A 17659-nucleotide genomic window follows, 5' to 3' on the forward strand; every position below is an offset into this window, starting at 1 on the left:
ATGAAAACTAAAACTGCTTTTTTCTCTGCGATACTTTTACTGTCGGCATTTTTTGCCGAAGCACAAAACTATACACTCCACTTCAGTCAGGTGAAGCTGATTGGCAGTACGCTTGCAACTGTTCCGTCCGGCTCGGTCTGGAAAGTGGAAAGTGTAATGTCAACAGATGTTTTAGTTCCGTCATCGGGAATCAGTGATAACAGCTATTATACCATTTTTAAAAGTATTGAAGTGAATGGAAGCGCTGTTGTGATAAACCGCGCCAGCCGGTGGGCAGAAAATTATAGTCGCTATAATTCGGAAGCCGCCACAGATATTGGTATTGGTCAGGTAACAGAATTACCATTGTGGCTTCCTGCCGGAACAACTTTAAAAACCGGCACGAACGCACTTTACATAAGCGTAATAGAATTTAATCTTGTTACTCCATAAACGAATGAAAACCAAAACAACATTATTTACTGCACTTCTGCTACTGTCGGCACTTATTTCCGGAGCACAGAATTACACCCTGCACTTTAGTCAGGTGAAACTTATTGGAACCACTGTCGAAACTGTTCCTGTTGGCAAAGTATGGAAAATAGAAAACGTGATTCTGCCGAATCTGGCGTATATAAAATATAGTCAGAGTCTTGGTGGCAGCTGTGGTTGTGGTGTTGGCAGCAGCTACTCCCGCGATGAATATGTTACGGCATATACTGCAACAGCTCTTGCGGGTAGGAATAATATCAGTATCAACAGCATCAGCTATGCGCTGAATCCTACTACTACAACAAGTAATATTGTTTGGTTGCCCGCGGGTTCTACGGTTGGCGCTATTCAGCAAACTACGCCTGCTCAATATGCACATTCGGGAGGTAATAGCTGTTATGCGCCCTGGTGGCTCGATGGCGTCTATCAGGATTGTAATGCTTACACACCCCCTCAGGTAACCATAACACCCCTGATTACAGTAATTGAATTTAATATTGTTCCGTAAAAGTGTAGATTAACTCAGCATAATTCTGATGGTATCGCTGTAAAATTCAAATTATGAAAAAGATTGTTTTCAGTATTGTCTTTGTATTAGGAGCTTTTGCGGCCATCTGCCAAACAAATACATTGGTGTTTAATCAGGTGATAACCCTTGGTGGAAACAGCACACAAAACTCATATGTTATTGGAACAGTCCCTAGCGGAAAGGTCTGGAAAATTGAGCACATGGCAGGCTATCGTAGTGGTGGATACATGCCCGATTACATTTTTAATATCAACGGTTCCGATACATATAGCTTGTATTCGTTGGCTCTTACAAGTTATTATTATCCCAATAAAATGCCTTCAGGACCAATCTGGCTGAAGGCAGGCGATCAGGTCAAAGTACTATACGGCTCCGGCTCAAGCCCTGTGTATTATTTTATTTCGGCCATTGAATTTAATGTTGTTACTATTTAAATAACTATTGTTTTGTTGAAACGATTGATAACCGGTGTACTCAGAGTTTTCGTCATAGTAATAATGACGATGCTTCCGTTTACAATAAAAGCTCAGTCTATGGATCCGGAGATTCAGCAAATGACGGATGAGTTGCTTAAATGGACGCAACAGCAGTTTGAAAAGAACGGTAGTGTTGATCAGCATAAACTCGACAGCATGAATACCCGCATCAGGCTTAAGCAAGATGAAATTACTGCCCGCAAAATGCAAGCACCATCAGTTGCCGATTCTGCAAAAGGCGAAAAGCTGATTACCGTTGAACTTACTCAAGGTGGAATGCTGACTGTTCCTGAAGGTAAAATTTGGAAAGTAAAACAAGCAACCTGCTCATCAGGTATGGGAGAATATAAAATATTAGTCGGGTCGGTGAAATTCAAAGAAGAATATGGCCCCGGAGAGAAAATTATTATGCCTGCTTATACTCCTGAAGCGAGCCTATTAACGGAAGATTTTTCATCAATTATATATTCTTTTAACATAATAGAACGTAGTATTAAATAAAATATTAATTTAGAACCCTAAAATTTTCTAATATGAAGCGTAATTATTTATTCATCGTCGCAGCTATGGCTACTCTCATAGGCTGGACAGGAATTAATCAGGTGAGGGGCCAAGCTTATCTGGTAACTAACAACTGCTACTTTGTGCTGAAAGCTGGTACTAAAGCGTATGTTGATGGTAATTATATCAACCAGAATAATGGCCACATTACGAGTAACGATAGCATTATCATTACCGGAAACTGGACCAATAATGCTGCCAATGGCGTTTTTACAAGTGCTGCCGGAAGTGTTGTAATGGTTGGTGCCGCACAGCAAATTGGTGGCAGTAATCCTACAAATTTTAATAAACTTGTTCTTGATGGTACCGGCGTGAAGTCAATGACGGTGTCGGCAAGGGTAAAGACATTGCTTGCTCTGGGCAATCGAGAGATTTCAACAGGCAACAGCACTCTTTTTGTTGACAACACTGGCGCTGCTGCTATTACCCGTAATACCGGGTTTGTGAGTACAGGCGCTTCAGGATGGCTTTCCCGCGCTGTAGCTTCAGCTGCTGCATATACTTTCCCTGTGGGAACAGGTACTGTGTACAGACCTGCCGACCTTACACCCCCAAGTGCTGCTGCAGATACGTTCAAGGTCCGCTTCGTTAATCACGATGCCACCAACGACGGCTTTGCAATCAGCAACAAGGAAAATGGGATATGTTATGTAACGAATCATTTCTATCATCATATTGGTAAAGGTACCGGTTCACTTTCTCAGGCAAGTGTTACGTTGTACTTTGATTCACTGGTTGACGGATTCTATGATAGGATTGCTCACTGGCAGGTTGTACCACAGTGGCAGAATACATCTACACCTGTTGCCGTTTATCAGGCATCGCCTGCACTCAGCAAGCTTACCATCAGTAACTGGAATAATTTTAATCCTACTCCGTTTGCATTGGCAGGCTATAAAGCGAATGCAACTATTAACGGTGTTTCACCCTTGTGCCAGACTGCAAGTCCCTTTAACCTTACCGCTGCAACATCAGGTGGTTTATGGACAGGTACCGGTATCACCAATACAAATGCCGGCACATTCAGCCCTGCCGTTGCCGGTCCCGGAACACATATGATTATTTATTCTGTAACAAATATCAACGGCTGCTCAGGTGTTGATACTACTTATATAACTGTGAATCCTACTGCAGGCGTTCCAACAACTATTTTGGGAACAAGCAGCTTTTGTCAGGGTGTAACAAGCGGTAATTATACCACCACTGCTACCAATGCAACTACACTCAACTGGTCATTAACACCGGCTGGTGCCGGAACGATTACAGGTACGGGCACAACCGGTGCAGTTACCTGGAATACCGGTTACACAGGTAATGCAACAATCAGTGTTACTGCCACGAACTCATGCGGAACAAGCACCGCTACTACCACTCAGGTTTCAATCAATCCGGTTCCGGGTGTACCTACAGCTATATCAGGTGCCGTTTCGTTTTGTCAGGGTGCCGTTTCAGGAGCCTATACAACCACTGCAACAAACGCATCATCTTATAACTGGACTATTTCACCTGCTGGAGCCGGTTCCATCAGCGGTACTGGAACAACAGGCACTGTTACATGGAATACAGGTTACAATGGTAATGTTACTATCAGTGTTACATCTACCAATTCATGCGGAACAAGCACTGCAACCAGTACTAATATCACAATTAACCCAACACCCGGAGTTCCTACTGCTATAAGCGGTACTACACCGATTTGTCAGGGTACAACTTCAGGAAGTTTTACTTCCAGTGCAACCAATGCAACATCATTTAACTGGAGTCTTACTCCTTCAGGAGCAGGCACAATCAGCGGTACCGGTTCAACAGGAACTGTTAGTTGGAATACAGGATACAGCGGCAATGCTGTTGTAAGTGTTACCTCAACCAATACATGCGGTACGAGTGCACCGGTTACCATGAACGTTGTTATTGACCCATTACCGGGAGTGCCTTCTGCGATATCCGGTAGCAACAGTATTTGTCAGGGAACAACTTCCGGAATTTATACATCCAGTGCAACTAATGCCTCATCTTACAACTGGACAATTTCACCTTCAGGTGCAGGTTCAATCTCCGGCACGGGTACAACAGGAACCGTATCATGGAATACTGCTTTCAGCGGTAATGCCACTATTGCAGTTACATCAACCAACTCCTGCGGTACAAGTACTGCTGTAAGTCTGAACGTTAGTGTGAATCCGATTCCGGGAACACCCACAGCTATTAGCGGTACAAGTCCTATATGTCAGGGAACACCTTCAGGAAATTATACTACCACCGCAACAAATGCAACTTCATTTAACTGGACTTTATCACCATCAGGCGCAGGAAGTATAATCGGTACAGGAACAACCGGATCTGTTACCTGGAATTCTGGATTCAGCGGTACTGCAACACTAAGTGTTACTTCAACCAACGCCTGCGGAACAAGCAGCGCAACTAACCTGAATGTCATTGTTGACCCAATCCCCGGCGTTCCTGTTAACATTACCGGACCTAACTCTGTTTGTCAGGGAAACCCAACAAGCACGTATACAACTACTGCAACCAATGCTACTACATACAACTGGACAATCACACCGGCCGGTGCCGGAACAATAAGCGGTACCGGTGCATCAGCATTGGTTACCTGGGTTAACGGATACATTGGCAACGCGACTATAGGCGTTACTGCAACCAACAACTGCGGCACCAGCGCTCTTACTGATACCGTTATTGTAGTTGGCGGACTTCCCGGAACACCTTCAGCCATTCACGGTTCAAATACACTGTGTCAGGGAACAACTTCAACAGCTTATACCGTTAGCTCTACAAACGCAACTGACTTCCAATGGACACTTACACCACCGGCAGCAGGTGCAATAATCGGCAACGGCTCAACAGGAACTGTTTATTGGGGACCCACATTCTCCGGTACAGCTACCGTAAGCGTTACAGCAAGCAATGCTTGTGATACTACGGGTGCTTCTTCATTAATTATTACTGTTCTTCCGGCTCCAACTATTCCTTCTAATCCTAATGGTAACCTGCTTATCTGCCCGGGCGAAACTGTTACACCGTATCTCACGGGCTCTGCAAATGCTCTTGGTTTTATCTGGACAATTTCTCCTGCAGGTGCCGGCACAATAACTCCGTTCGGTGATAGTCTTAGCGTTACCTGGACTCCCGGCTATTATGGCAATGCCGATATCTGCGTTTCTTCTTATAATAACTGCGACACGACTACAATTCAGTGTACTCAGGTTTCTATTGTTCCGGGTGCTGTTGCCGGATTTACGTTTGTTGTGAATAACGCCGACGTTACCTTTACAAATACCTCATCAAACTCAACCAGTTTTGCCTGGGCATTCGGTGATAACACGAATACAACGGTCGATAATCCTGTTCATACCTATGGAGCAACAGGCAACTATTACGTACAGTTAGTGGCCTTCAACCAGTGCGGCAGCGACACGCTTCTTGATACCGTTACAATTATCACTACAAGCATCGACGAGAACAATGGCAATGGTGCACTCAGCATCTATCCCAACCCGTTCGACGGTAATTCAAATCTGGTATTCACACTGCAGGAAGACGACAATGTGTCTCTTGAAATATTTGACGTTGCAGGAAAAAGGATAGCCGTTTTGATGGAAAATGTGAATCTGCGTAAAGGCAATTATACATACGAGATTACTGATGATATGGTGGGGAAAGTTCAGGGTGTATTCCTTGTCAGGTTTACTGCCGGTGACAAACGTACCATTGAAAAACTGATACATTTGTAGACGATTATTTTTCTCAAAAAAAACTCCATCCCAACAACGGGATGGAGTTTTTTTTTTGCTTCACGGCGAATTACTTTTTTTATTTCCGCCTTGCCAAGGGCAGCATCAGTTTAAATTCTGCTCCGAAGTTGCTTAAATATCCCCGGCAACCCTCAAAATCGGCATCCGTGAGTGCCGTGGGATTGAGCGCCTCATTCAGGTCGTTGAGGTCTGATTTTACTAATTGAAACTGGTAATAGGGCTTTACTGAAATAGACGGTCCGCGATCACCAAAATAGAAACGAAAATCAATGTTGGGCGATATTCCGAAGTTCAGACCTTCGTCCAGTTTGGTATAATCAGGTGCCTTATCCGTGGTAGCGTAAACGCGTGTGCGTGCTTTGTAAGCGCCTATATCCATCGAAAAACCTAATATCGCCTGCAGTGGTCCCAGCCGCATAAAGCGACCTCCGAAACCCATATAAAAACTATTGTCTCGAAGCTTGATATCCCGCCTGCGGTCAACACCACTGCCGTCGATTCCCTGTGCATAAAGATTGGTGTGTCTGCCCGTCCATCCCATATCAAAACTGAAACCGTCTACAAAAAAATTAGAGCTTAATGCCATGCCCTGAAGTATATGATTGTTGTCCATTTTATGATCGAGATAAGGACGTATGCTGTTGTACTTATCCACGATATAATTCAACGGCTTGTTTTTGGTGCTTCCAACATTATATCCAATACCAAAATACCATCCGGTACCATCAATCTGAGCCGAAACGTTCAGCACAAACAGAACCGCCAGACACGCAAGAACAATAGATTTTTTCATGTGTTTAAATTTTCGTTTGAACAAATATATACATTTCAACTCCTGATTGGAAGCGCGCATTAAATGTTTTACGTCATATCCGGCATAAACATTCCGCTGTTAGCAAAAATGAAGAAAGACAGCAAGACACATATTATTTTATGAGTAATTTCCGTTCTTAACCCGAAATAAACATTTAATTGATGAAACGCCCTGTATTTCTATCATTCATAGCAGCATTGCTGCTTACCTTTATTTTTATCAGCGATGCCGGTAATCACAATTTACCCGCAACAATGCCAAAAAACCCACCCGACAGGCAAACCGCCTGGGTCGATTCTGTCTTCAAAACGCTTACACCCACACAACGTATCGCACAGATGATAATGATACCGGCTTATTCAAATAAAACACTTGCCGAAAATGCCGATGTTACCAAATTTATTACTGATTATAATGTGGGCGGAATCATCTTTTTTCAGGGCGGACCGGTGCGCGAAGCCGCTATGACAAACTATTGGCAGAAGATTGCCAAAACACCGCTATTCGTTGCTATTGACGGCGAATGGGGATTGGGCATGAGACTCAAAGACAGCACCGTTTCTTTTCCGAAACAAATGACTCTGGGCGCAATAAAAAATGATAATCTGATTTATGAAATGGGCGCTGAGATTGCATCCGAATTCAAACGAATCGGAATCAACATCAATTTCGCACCCGATATTGACATCAACTCAAATCCCAAAAATCCTGTGATTGGTTATCGCTCCTTTGGCGAAGATAAACGCAACGTTGCACTGAAAGGTATTGCTTATATGAAAGGAATGCAGGACAACGGTCTGATGGCGTGCGGCAAACATTTTCCCGGTCACGGCGATACCGATAAAGATTCACATAAAACATTACCCACCATCAGCCATAGCCTGGCAATGCTCGATTCTGTTGATTTGTATCCATTCCGCGAATTAATCAGAAACGGACTGGCATCGGTCATGGTGGCTCACCTGAATATACCCGCTTTAGACACGAATGCGAATACACCGACAACCCTGTCAAAGCCTGCGGTCACTGATTTATTGAAAGGCAAGATGGAATTTTCAGGACTTGTTTTTACTGATGCCATGGGAATGAAAGGACTTGCCGATTATTATACTCCCGGCGATATGGCCGTAAAAGCTGCGCAGGCAGGAATCGATATTTTGCTGATGCCGCCCGATGTTCCTGCTGCTATCGACGGAATAAAAAAAGCCATTGCTGCTGGAACCATTAGTCAGGCAGAAATTGATAAACGCTGCAAAAAAATTCTTGAATTCAAATATAAATTCGGTCTGGCTTCGAAGAAAAAAATTGATGCCAAAAACATTTTTTCAGATATCAATAACTCAACGTCAGACCTTATCAACCGCCGCCTGTACGAAGCTGCCACAACATTAATTGTGAATGCCGACAGCCTGATGCCTCTTCGGAATCTCGATTCATTAAAGATTGCAACCTTGTGTGTCGGTCATAAAACAGGCACGCACTTTCAGGAGATTATTGATAATTACGCTCCGGTGACACATTTCAATCTGGATGCCGAATTCTCTTCATCAGAGAAAGATAATATCCTGGAAAAACTTGCCGCCTTCGACCTTGTAATAGTGGCATTGCACAGCAATACCAACAGCCCTGAAAAGAATTTCGGGATATCTCCCGCCATGCTCGACCTTGTGAAATCAGTCAAAGCCATTAAACCTATAGTGCTTGATGTTTTTGCAAGTCCTTATTCACTGGCAGGATTAGGCGATACCAAAGGAATTGCTGGCCTGTACATAAATTATCAGGATAATGACTACTGCCAGCAGGCAGGTGCTGAAGCCATTTTTGGCGGCATTCCGGTCGATGGTCGACTGCCGGTGAGCGTCGGCAATATGTTTAATGTAAATGCCGGTTTCGATACAAAAAAAATCAGGCTCAAATATTCAATTCCTGAAGACGAAGGCATACGCTCTCAGGATTTTGATCCGCTTGATTCCATTGCCAAAAAAGGAATCAAGGATGAGATTTTTCCGGGCTGTCAGGTACTCGTGGCCGTCGGAGGAAATGTGGTTTATCATAAGTCGTTCGGATATCATACATACGATAAAAAGAATGCCGTACTCAACAGCGACATCTACGATCTTGCATCACTGACTAAAGTTGCTGCCACGACCATTTCCATCATGCGCCTGTACGAACAGGGGTTGATTAAACTTGATGATAAACTCGTGAAATACCTGCCGGAGCTGGATAGCACGAATAAAGAAAATATCATTATCCGTAACCTGATGGCGCATCAGGCACAGCTAAAGGCGTGGATTCCGTTCTATAAAAAAACAATTACTGCCGGTGTGTGCGATACCAATATTTACAGCAAAGTGAAGTCGGCACGCTTTCCGTATCGTGTTGCCGAAGGTCTTTATATCCGTGGCGATTATCAGGATACAATTTATTCTGCCATCATAAAATCGGAATTGCGCACTCATGATAACTATCTCTACAGCGACCTGGGATTTTATCTTCTGAAGAAAATTATCGAGAAGCAAACCAACATGACTATCGACCATTACGTTCGCGATAACTTCTACAAGCCTCTTGGACTGGTTACGCTGTGCTATCAGCCACGCAATTATTTTGACCTGGGACGCATTATTCCGTCCGAAAAAGATACCTTTTTCAGAAAGCAGGATTTGATAGGCGATGTGAACGATCAGGGTGCTGCAATGCTTGGTGGAATTGGTGGACATGCAGGCCTTTTTTCCAATTCAAATGATCTGGCTATTTTGCTTCAAATGCTTTTGCAGGAAGGCGAATACGGCGGCAAACGCTACTTCAAAGCATCTACCATAAATGAGTTTACCAAATACCAGTTCAGCGGAAACCGCCGTGGGCTAGGCTTTGATAAGCCTGCTCCCGAACGCGATAAAGGCGCAACATGCAAAGATGCATCCGACGCGAGTTTCGGGCATTCCGGATTTACCGGAACCTTTGTGTGGGTTGACCCAAAATATGACCTGATATTTGTATTCCTCTCTAACAGAACGTATCCGTATTCGGCCAATAATAAACTGGTGGAATCAGGCATACGTTCTATGATGCAGGCACGTATCTATGATGCCGTGCTGAAACGAAAAAAATAATCCACAACCGCTCTTTCTACCTGAAAAAGGGTGTATTTGAAGTCAGCTGCCAGAAAGGTAACTGCGAATGCGGAGCAGGACTCAATGTAAGCTTTGAAGGAGATTACAAGCGAACATCGAAAGCCAAACCTGTTTTGGAATAAAGGGGCGTTTCAAACAAGAATATTTATGTAAACGAATCGGCGGGGCATCAGCTTCCGCCGATTTCTATTTATCGTTGCACAATTTCGTTTTTTAAACAAAATCCTTTCGTTTACGGTCTTTTTATACCAAATCACCCCCCGATGTACTGTTTCATGAAAAGCCCTTCGACAGAAGCCTAAGCGTGTTTCTGCTGCTATGTTTAACCTCTTTTCCCTGCCATATTTCTGATTTCATTTACCGCAGTGCGGAAATATCTCAGCCATTTTTGCTCAAAACAGGGGATAAGGACACGGGAGGAACTCCGGCTTAGAAATTATAATGGTGACATTCGAAAAATGCCTTTGACCGATTTTCAGTTTTGCTTTCTGAATTTTGATTAATAGAACCCATCATTTTTTTGCCGAAGACGAACATGCTTTTTTTTCGGCCAAAGGTGAACGGTCATTTTTTTGCATCGGAAAATTTGTCTTATTGAATTTTTCTCATTCCATTTTTTATGAATCCCCGACTAAGATATTATGCAAATAGATATGATTTAATCTCGATGTATGATGAAATTTTGGTTCGTACCCGATTCAAAATTGTACCGCAAGGAGATGTTTTTGGTTAGCGGTTCTGACTCCGGAATAGGGCAGGGGGCATTCAGTCTTGAAATATATATTGTTGTTTGTTATGGAATAATTTCACCTTCTCGGGCCCATATTTCTCATCCGAAAAGGGAAAGAAATACTTGATTTATGCAAGATATTTCTCGTATGAAAACGCAAAAATGAAGTATGCTACAAATGTGTCCATTTATATCTAACAAAAATACATTAGATTAAAAAACAACCGATTAAATAATTACGCTACAATTGTCAATACCAGTATATTTGTTACAATTGTGAATACAATTGTAAACAATCGGATAGTCTGTTAAAAATGTAAATTAGAGTGCAATATACAAAACTATAAATTTGCTAATCAGGTGATAATGAGTGTTATTTAATGTTGTACTTCAATAAGTTAATTAATTGTTGTGTACATCATTCAACAAATGAAGTAATTTATGTAACATTCTGAAAGGTAATATAATAATTAAATATTCAATTAAAATTGCTTTAAGTTAACTGAAATTTACTGATGTTACAAAAGTAATTTGATATTGTTTACAAATGGTATTATTAATTGATTTAACTTTGTCAACAATTTATCAACAAAAGTAAACGCCATGGAAATGCTTGAAAGGATTCAACTCATATTGAAAGTTAAAAATATGAGCGCTTCACAGTTCGCCGACAAGATCGGAGTTCAGCGTTCGGGTATCTCGCATATTCTTTCCGGACGCAATCAACCAAGCCTCGATTTTATTACCCGTATATTAAATGTATATCCGGATATCAATCCGGAATGGCTCATTCATGGCGCCGGAATAATGATTAAGCCGGACCTGTTTTCAACAGAACCTGCTAAAAAAGTGGAAGTTAAGAAACTAGAACCGGAGATTAGCCCTCTTTCTGTTTCCGTTCCACCCGAACCGGTACAAATACAAGTTGTTGAAAAAGAAGTTATTGAACCGACTAAAAAGGAGGAACCTGCAAAGCCGCTTCCCAAAAGTGAAAAGATTCCGGTGAAGATTGACAGCTCAGTTGCAGATAAAGAAATTGAGCGGATTGTTATCTTTTTCAAAAACGGAACCTTCAGCGAATACCGTCAGGGATAAAAAACAGCGACCGACCCGGTGGTCGGTCATTCTTTTTTTTGAAAGAAATGTTTCAGGCTGTGGCTCTTTACTTCTGTCTTCCTGCCTCAAATGAAATTATTGCAATATAGTGGCTGCATTTTTCTATTTTTACAAAAAAATCACGCATGCGTCTGCTGGTTGTTTTACCGAGAGTTCCGTATCCCCTTGAGAAAGGAGATAAGCTGCGTGCATACCATCATCTGAAGTATCTTTCCCGTTTCCACGAAATACATCTTTGCTGTCTGAACGACGTAGCGCTTCACCCCGAAGCCGAAGCAAACCTCCGTCCTTTCTGCAAAAGCATTCATATCATTCAGCTTGGCAAGGCCGGTATCTATTTTAATTTACTGAAAGCCTTCCTGACGGGACGACCGCTGCAGGCAGGATATTTCTATAGGTGCAGGATGCAAAAGAAGATTGAGGAGATTATGCATACGGTTCAACCCGACCATGTGTTTTGCCAGTTGATACGTACTGCCCGCTATGCCGAAAAGCTCAGTATTCCCACAACACTCGACTTTCAGGATGTGTTCTCGGTCGGGGCAGGGCGCATGAAAGATTCCATGCCTTTTTATATCCGGCCCTTTCTGGGTATGGAGTCGAAACGGGTGGCTGCTTACGAAGCAAAAATGTTTGATATATTCGATAATCTTATTATCATCTCCGAGCCCGACCGTTCGGCCATCTGTCATCCCGATAAAGATAAAATAGTGATTGTTTCCAACGGTGTTGATGAAGAACTGTTCAGTCCGATGGAGCATGAAAAAAAATATGAGCTGCTGTTTACCGGCAATATGTCGTATCCGCCCAATGTGAATAGCGTGGAATATCTGGTAAATAATGTGCTCCCTGAAGTACACCGCATTAATCCCGGTGTGAAGCTGATGATTGCCGGAGCGAACCCGTCGGCTGCCGTGAAGGCACTTGCCTCTGAGCATGTAGCCATTAGCGGATGGGTGGAAGATATACGCGAATGCTACGCCTCCGCACATATCTTTATCGCACCCATGCAAATCGGTACCGGTTTGCAAAACAAATTGCTTGAAGCGATGGCCATGCAGATTCCGTGTATTACCTCGCCGCTTGCCAACAAGGCATTAGCGGCTGTTGACGGAAAGGATATTCTGGTAGGCTCTGCACCCGAAGAATACGCGCAGCATATTATTTATCTGCTCAATCATCCTGAGAAAGCGGCAGAGATAGCCCGGAGCGGGCACGATTTTGTACTGCAAAACTATAACTGGGATACGCAGACCTCAAAACTCGAACGCCTCATCAGTGGCACGAAGCACATCTGATAAGGCGTTGTAATAATTTTGCTCAGCCCTGTATGCGGGCTTTCCTTAAACTTACTGCCCGAGAATATATCCAAAGATAAGCGGTGCTACAATAGTTGCATCACTTTCTATGATGAAATTGGGCGTGTCTTTGTTGAGCTTTCCCCAGGTGATTTTTTCATTGGGAACTGCGCCGCTGTATGAACCGTATGATGTTGTGCTGTCGCTGATCTGGCAGAAGTAACTCCACACTTTGGCTTTTTCTTTCAGGTCTTGTGTGATGATGGGAACCACGCAGATAGGATAGTCACCTGCAATTCCGCCGCCAATCTGGAAGAAACCAACCGAGTTCTCGGCTGTATTTTTACGGTACCAGTCGAGCAGTACACCCATGGCTTCAATACCATTGCGGAAGATACCGGGATCTTTAATCATGCCTTTGAGGTGCTTGGCCAAAAATACATTGCCAAGGGTGCTGTCTTCCCATCCCGGAACAAAAATGGGAATGTTCTTTTCGCAGGCTGCGAGCATCCAGGAGTTTCTGGGGTCTATCTGATAATACTTTTCAATGATTCCGCTGCGGATGAGCTGATACATGATTTCGTATGGAAAATAGCGTTTGCCTTCGGCTTCGGCTTTCTGCCACAAATCGAAAACATGTGCTTCAATGCGTATCATGGCTTCCTCTTCGGGAATGCACACGTCGGTAACGCGGTTGAGCTGACGTTTCAGCAGGTCTTCTTCGTCCTGTGCCGTAAGATGCCTGTAGTTGGGAACATTTTCATAATGATTGTGGGCAACCAGATTAAATAAATCTTCTTCGAGGTTGGCTCCGGTACATGAAATTGCATGTATTTTGTCCTGCCTGATCATCTCCGCCAGTGTTATGCCCAATTCGGCAGTACTCATGGCTCCGGCCATAGCCAGGAACATTTTATTGCCTTCATCAAGGTGTTTGACGTAGGCTTGTGCAGCCCTTTTTACTACACCCGCATTAAAATGCAGGAAGTTGTCATCAACGAACTTTTTGATGGCGACAAATTGCTCTTTCGTGTTCATTTTCAGGATAATTAATAAGTTATTCTCGTTTAATAATTAAAAGTGCAATATTACTAATTTTAGACGGACGCTTCCAAATAATTTCTATTTAAATAATGGTATAATACTGTCTTTATGCCGACAAAGATTTGCTATTGTGCCGTTTGCTTGATATATTTGTATCCAAAGCTATAGTGGTGAATACTCCGCGCATCCTGAAAATTCAATATTTTATTGCCGTTCTGCTGGCAGTGGGGATTCCTTTTGCAGGACGTTTCCAGCCATATACGGTCATGATGGAAAGTGGAAACGGGGTGATGGCAGGCAGCGTTTCCGACGACCCTCATTATATCTTTCGCATAATATGCATAAGCCTTGGGATGACATTTGCGCTGGTTTCAATTGCCCTGTCTGTAGTTTCACTGTTCAGAAAAGAATGCAGCGTGGGGCAACGACTGTTGATGCTGGTGCTGAGCCTGCTCATTTTCAACATCGGCTGGAGATTGTTTCCATTCTATGCCAACGGGCTGATGCAGGTATTCGGCAACGGAGGAAGCTCATCGGCATTTGACCCTAAAGATTTGTTTCCCAACAATACGTTCAGGTTTGTCTGGCCGCTGGTGGTTGTCCTTTTTTATCTGTTTCTGGTGTTCATTATTCCACTGCTGATTATTGTACATCTATTGATATCCTATACAAAGCGTGTCGCAGGCAAAACGGAAGTAATGATGGTTATTATTTACCTGCTGAATTATGCGTTTATCTGGCTGACACCACAATATTTATACTGGTTTTTTGACTGATAACGCCATTTTCTGAAATTTTCTTTTTAGTTTTGCGCCCTGTTTAATGTACCCTTCGACAAGCTCAGGGTACGGATAAGATGCTTTTAACCATAGAGATTTAGTAAAATAAACATAACAGACAAAACCAATTATGAGAAAATTAGCAGTTGTTGCTTTTGGCGGAAATGCCCTGCTCAGAGGCGATCAAAAAGGTACCATCAACGAACAGGAACAGAATGCAAAGGATACCTGCATGAACCTTCTGGAACTTGTTAAGAACGGTTACGACCTCGTGGTAACACACGGTAACGGTCCGCAGGTAGGCAATATCTTACTTCAGAACATCGCAGGCGCTAAAATGCACGATGTTCCCGAAATGCCGCTTGATATCTGCGGTGCGTACTCACAGGGTTTTATCGGTTACGTTATCGAACAGCAGTTCAAAAACCTGCTGACCGAGCACAACATTGAGCGCGATGTTATTACATTAATCACTCAGGTGCTGGTCGACAAAGAAGATCCCGCTTTTAAGAATCCTACCAAACCTATCGGACCCTTCTATTCAAAAGAAGAATCTGACAAAATTATTGCCGAAACAGGCGCTTCATTTGCTATGGATCCGCGCGGACGCGGCTACCGTAAAGTAGTGGCATCACCCACACCTCTTAAAATCAATAATCGTAACACCATCGAAAGTATTGCACGCGGCGGACAGATTGTGGTGGCCGTTGGTGGTGGTGGTATTCCCGTATATTACAAGAAACCGGGCGTGCTCGAAGGCATTGATGCCGTAATTGACAAAGATCTTGCATCGGCATTGCTGGCAACAGAAATTCATGCCAATGAATTTTATATCCTTACTGATGTTCCCAAAGTGTGCATCAACTTCCACAAACCCGACGAGAAAACACTCGACGTAATTACCGTATCAGAAGCACGTCAATACCTTGCCGATGGTCATTTTGCTCCGGGCAGTATGGCACCGAAGGTACTGGCAGCCATTAATTTTGTTGAGAACGGCGGCGGCGAAACCATCATTACCGAAGCTTCACAACTGGGCAAACCCGGCTGCGGCACCAAGATTATTGCAGGATAATAAAAAAATTAACTTTTTATTTTTATTATCACGGATTTTATATATTTGCTGTCTGTAGATGGGGATTGTAATGTGCTGTGATTTGGTTGATAGAAAGATACCGGAGATACGGTGAATGTTCAATAGTCTCTAAAGTAGGATTCAATAGACCTTCCAGCCCTTACTTCCGTATGTGCGAAGATTGAAATTTGTTAATTTTCAAATTTACCTTCTAATACATACCAAATGAAAAAAAATCTGATTATCGCATTATTGATTACACTGAATAGTGTAGTATTTGCACAGATTAGCGGTACGAAAACAATACCGGGTGATTATGCTACTATAAGCGCAGCCATTGCTGCTTTGAATGGGAGTGGGGTGGGAACAGGCGGTGTTACCTTTAATGTAGCGGCAGGTCATATAGAAACGATTTCGGCAACACTGTCACTAATTGTTTCAGGAACTTCTTCGAATCCTATTATTTTTCAGAAGAATGGTGCTGGGAACAATCCAAAAATTACTGCATACGGAGGTGGTACTGCAACACCGTCTTCAGCAATACAGGATGGAATTATTCAACTGGTAGGTTGCGATTATGTGACCTTCAACGGTATCGATCTCTATGACCCGAATACTTCTAATCCTTCGACGATGGAGTATGGGTACGGTTTATTTCAGCTCAACGCCAATAACGGATGTCAACATAATACTATTATAAATTGCGTCATTACTCTTAACAGAAACAACAGTGCGGTTTCCTCGGTATTTGCGTCTACGGGTTCAAGGGCTATATACATTGTGAATAGCCTCTTTACTGCGCAGAATGCTCTTTCAACACCTTCCTCTGCTGCTGGCACTAATTCATATAACAAGATTTACAGTAATACGCTGCAGAATTGCCATTATGGTGTTATGATTTCAGGTTATAATGCTCAGACTCCATTTACGCTGGGCGACACCGGAAATGATGTCGGTGGTACTTCCGCAACCACTGGAAACAGCATCCTGAATTTCGGCGGGACGAATACCACACTCAGTACTTGTGGCGCGATATCAATGACCTATCAATTTGGAAGTAATATTTCATACAATACTATTAATAATAATAATGGAAGCGGTGTGAATAATCAAGCTGGAATACTCGGTATTTACAGCGTTTCTTATGCGGAGCCTTCTGTTTTAATTTCTCATAATAATCTCAATTTGCATAGTGCATCATCTACAATCATTGATGCAGGAATTTATGTTATATCAGGGACGGGTACACTGGGTTTGGTTATTGTTTCAAATAATGTCATCACAGGTTCCAATCCTGCTGCCACTACATCCAATTTCTATGCTATAAGAAATGAGTGTACTTGTAATGTTCAAATTGATTCTAATACGATATCTGGTATTTCTCAGAATGGAGTTGAGGGCTCATTCATCGGTGTAATTTACAATAATACCCAAGCTGGGAATGTTCATTGTTATCATAATACAATTTCAAATATCACGAAGAACAACAAAGGGTATATTTATGCTATATATTATAAAGGGACTGCAAACGTCGATATTCGTTACAATTCTATAACGAACCTGACATCTGCAACCACTACGACGCTGTATGCAGATGTTTATGGGATTTTAACTGAAACCTTCGATACTGCTGTAATAAAAAATAATTTAATACATGATTTCAGCCATTCCTCCGGCGGGGGGGTATATGGGATTTCCTGCAATTCAATATCCTATTGTGATAGCAACGAAATACACACTTTTTCGGCATCTGCCGGTGCCAGACTATATGGTATTGAATCCAAAATCAAAAAAAGAACCATTTCAAATCACTGTTGTCCGGTAAAAGTTTGAAAGAAGCCGAAGCATAAGCCCGG

Annotated in this window: 13 protein-coding genes; 11 read left to right on the plus strand and 2 right to left on the minus strand. The window is 42.7% G+C overall.

Going from position 1 to position 17659, the window contains the following annotated elements; genetic code table 11:
- Genes WCM76_13370 through WCM76_13390 form a run of 5 tightly spaced genes read left to right on the plus strand, consistent with a single transcriptional unit; the run spans nucleotide 1 to nucleotide 5789 of the window.
- The gene (locus WCM76_13370; protein ID MEI6766617.1) at nucleotides 1-432 is read left to right on the plus strand and encodes a hypothetical protein; all 432 of its coding nucleotides are present in this window, start codon (nucleotides 1-3) and stop codon (nucleotides 430-432) included.
- Between the two features lie 4 nt (nucleotides 433-436).
- Complete coding sequence (locus WCM76_13375) at nucleotides 437-979, plus strand: hypothetical protein (protein MEI6766618.1); 543 nt, start codon at nucleotides 437-439, stop codon at nucleotides 977-979.
- 53 nt (nucleotides 980-1032) lie between these two features.
- A complete protein-coding gene (locus tag WCM76_13380; protein ID MEI6766619.1) occupies nucleotides 1033-1434 on the plus strand; it encodes a hypothetical protein in 402 nt (133 codons plus the stop codon).
- A gap of 15 nt (nucleotides 1435-1449) precedes the next feature.
- Nucleotides 1450-1977 carry a hypothetical protein gene (locus WCM76_13385; protein ID MEI6766620.1) on the plus strand — a complete coding sequence of 176 codons (528 nt, stop codon included), beginning with the start codon at nucleotides 1450-1452 and terminating at the stop codon, nucleotides 1975-1977.
- Nucleotides 1978-2009: 32 nt separating this feature from the next.
- Complete coding sequence (locus WCM76_13390) at nucleotides 2010-5789, plus strand: PKD domain-containing protein (protein ID MEI6766621.1); 3780 nt, start codon at nucleotides 2010-2012, stop codon at nucleotides 5787-5789.
- A 79-nt stretch (nucleotides 5790-5868) separates the two neighbouring features.
- Here WCM76_13390 and WCM76_13395 read toward each other — a convergent pair whose 3' ends face one another.
- The gene (locus tag WCM76_13395; protein ID MEI6766622.1) at nucleotides 5869-6603 is read right to left on the minus strand and encodes a hypothetical protein; all 735 of its coding nucleotides are present in this window, start codon (nucleotides 6601-6603) and stop codon (nucleotides 5869-5871) included.
- Between the two features lie 182 nt (nucleotides 6604-6785).
- On the opposite strand from WCM76_13395, the gene WCM76_13400 reads away from it, so the two are divergent.
- From WCM76_13400 to WCM76_13410, 3 genes are all read left to right on the plus strand, one after another.
- Nucleotides 6786-9740 (plus strand): glycoside hydrolase family 3 N-terminal domain-containing protein, encoded by a 2955-nt coding sequence (locus WCM76_13400; GenBank protein ID MEI6766623.1) that lies wholly within the window; start codon nucleotides 6786-6788, stop codon nucleotides 9738-9740.
- A 1354-nt stretch (nucleotides 9741-11094) separates the two neighbouring features.
- The gene (locus tag WCM76_13405) at nucleotides 11095-11586 is read left to right on the plus strand and encodes a helix-turn-helix transcriptional regulator (GenBank protein MEI6766624.1); all 492 of its coding nucleotides are present in this window, start codon (nucleotides 11095-11097) and stop codon (nucleotides 11584-11586) included.
- A 146-nt stretch (nucleotides 11587-11732) separates the two neighbouring features.
- On the plus strand, nucleotides 11733-12905 hold the full coding sequence (locus WCM76_13410; protein MEI6766625.1) for a glycosyltransferase: 1173 nt from the start codon (nucleotides 11733-11735) through the stop codon (nucleotides 12903-12905).
- Between the two features lie 51 nt (nucleotides 12906-12956).
- Here the strand turns inward: WCM76_13410 and WCM76_13415 are convergent, their stop codons facing one another.
- Nucleotides 12957-13943, minus strand: a complete 987-nt coding sequence (locus tag WCM76_13415) for a deoxyhypusine synthase family protein (protein MEI6766626.1) — start codon at nucleotides 13941-13943, stop codon at nucleotides 12957-12959.
- Between the two features lie 143 nt (nucleotides 13944-14086).
- Between WCM76_13415 and WCM76_13420 the strand changes: the two genes are divergently transcribed.
- The 3 genes from WCM76_13420 (at nucleotide 14087) to WCM76_13430 (ending at nucleotide 17636) form a co-directional block, all read left to right on the plus strand.
- On the plus strand, nucleotides 14087-14725 hold the full coding sequence (locus WCM76_13420) for a hypothetical protein (GenBank protein MEI6766627.1): 639 nt from the start codon (nucleotides 14087-14089) through the stop codon (nucleotides 14723-14725).
- Between the two features lie 133 nt (nucleotides 14726-14858).
- Nucleotides 14859-15803 (plus strand): carbamate kinase, encoded by a 945-nt coding sequence (gene arcC / locus WCM76_13425; protein MEI6766628.1) that lies wholly within the window; start codon nucleotides 14859-14861, stop codon nucleotides 15801-15803.
- Between the two features lie 225 nt (nucleotides 15804-16028).
- Nucleotides 16029-17636 (plus strand): hypothetical protein, encoded by a 1608-nt coding sequence (locus WCM76_13430; GenBank protein MEI6766629.1) that lies wholly within the window; start codon nucleotides 16029-16031, stop codon nucleotides 17634-17636.
- Nucleotides 17637-17659: the final 23 nt, after the last annotated feature.

Source organism: Bacteroidota bacterium, from assembly GCA_037133915.1.
In the GTDB taxonomy this organism is placed as follows: Bacteria; Bacteroidota; Bacteroidia; order Bacteroidales; family CAIWKO01; genus JBAXND01.

Bases quoted from the DNA above. Each gene is read 5' to 3' on its own strand.
- WCM76_13370 (MEI6766617.1), top strand. From the start codon at position 1: ATGAAAACTAAAACTGCTTTTTTCTCTGCGATACTTTTACTGTCGGCA.
- WCM76_13375 (MEI6766618.1), top strand. From the start codon at position 437: ATGAAAACCAAAACAACATTATTTACTGCACTTCTGCTACTGTCGGCA.
- WCM76_13380 (MEI6766619.1), top strand. From the start codon at position 1,033: ATGAAAAAGATTGTTTTCAGTATTGTCTTTGTATTAGGAGCTTTTGCG.
- WCM76_13390 (MEI6766621.1), top strand. From the start codon at position 2,010: ATGAAGCGTAATTATTTATTCATCGTCGCAGCTATGGCTACTCTCATA.
- WCM76_13395 (MEI6766622.1), bottom strand. From the start codon at position 6,603: ATGAAAAAATCTATTGTTCTTGCGTGTCTGGCGGTTCTGTTTGTGCTG.
- WCM76_13400 (MEI6766623.1), top strand. From the start codon at position 6,786: ATGAAACGCCCTGTATTTCTATCATTCATAGCAGCATTGCTGCTTACC.
- WCM76_13405 (MEI6766624.1), top strand. From the start codon at position 11,095: ATGGAAATGCTTGAAAGGATTCAACTCATATTGAAAGTTAAAAATATG.
- WCM76_13410 (MEI6766625.1), top strand. From the start codon at position 11,733: ATGCGTCTGCTGGTTGTTTTACCGAGAGTTCCGTATCCCCTTGAGAAA.
- WCM76_13415 (MEI6766626.1), bottom strand. From the start codon at position 13,943: ATGAACACGAAAGAGCAATTTGTCGCCATCAAAAAGTTCGTTGATGAC.
- arcC (MEI6766628.1), top strand. From the start codon at position 14,859: ATGAGAAAATTAGCAGTTGTTGCTTTTGGCGGAAATGCCCTGCTCAGA.
- WCM76_13430 (MEI6766629.1), top strand. From the start codon at position 16,029: ATGAAAAAAAATCTGATTATCGCATTATTGATTACACTGAATAGTGTA.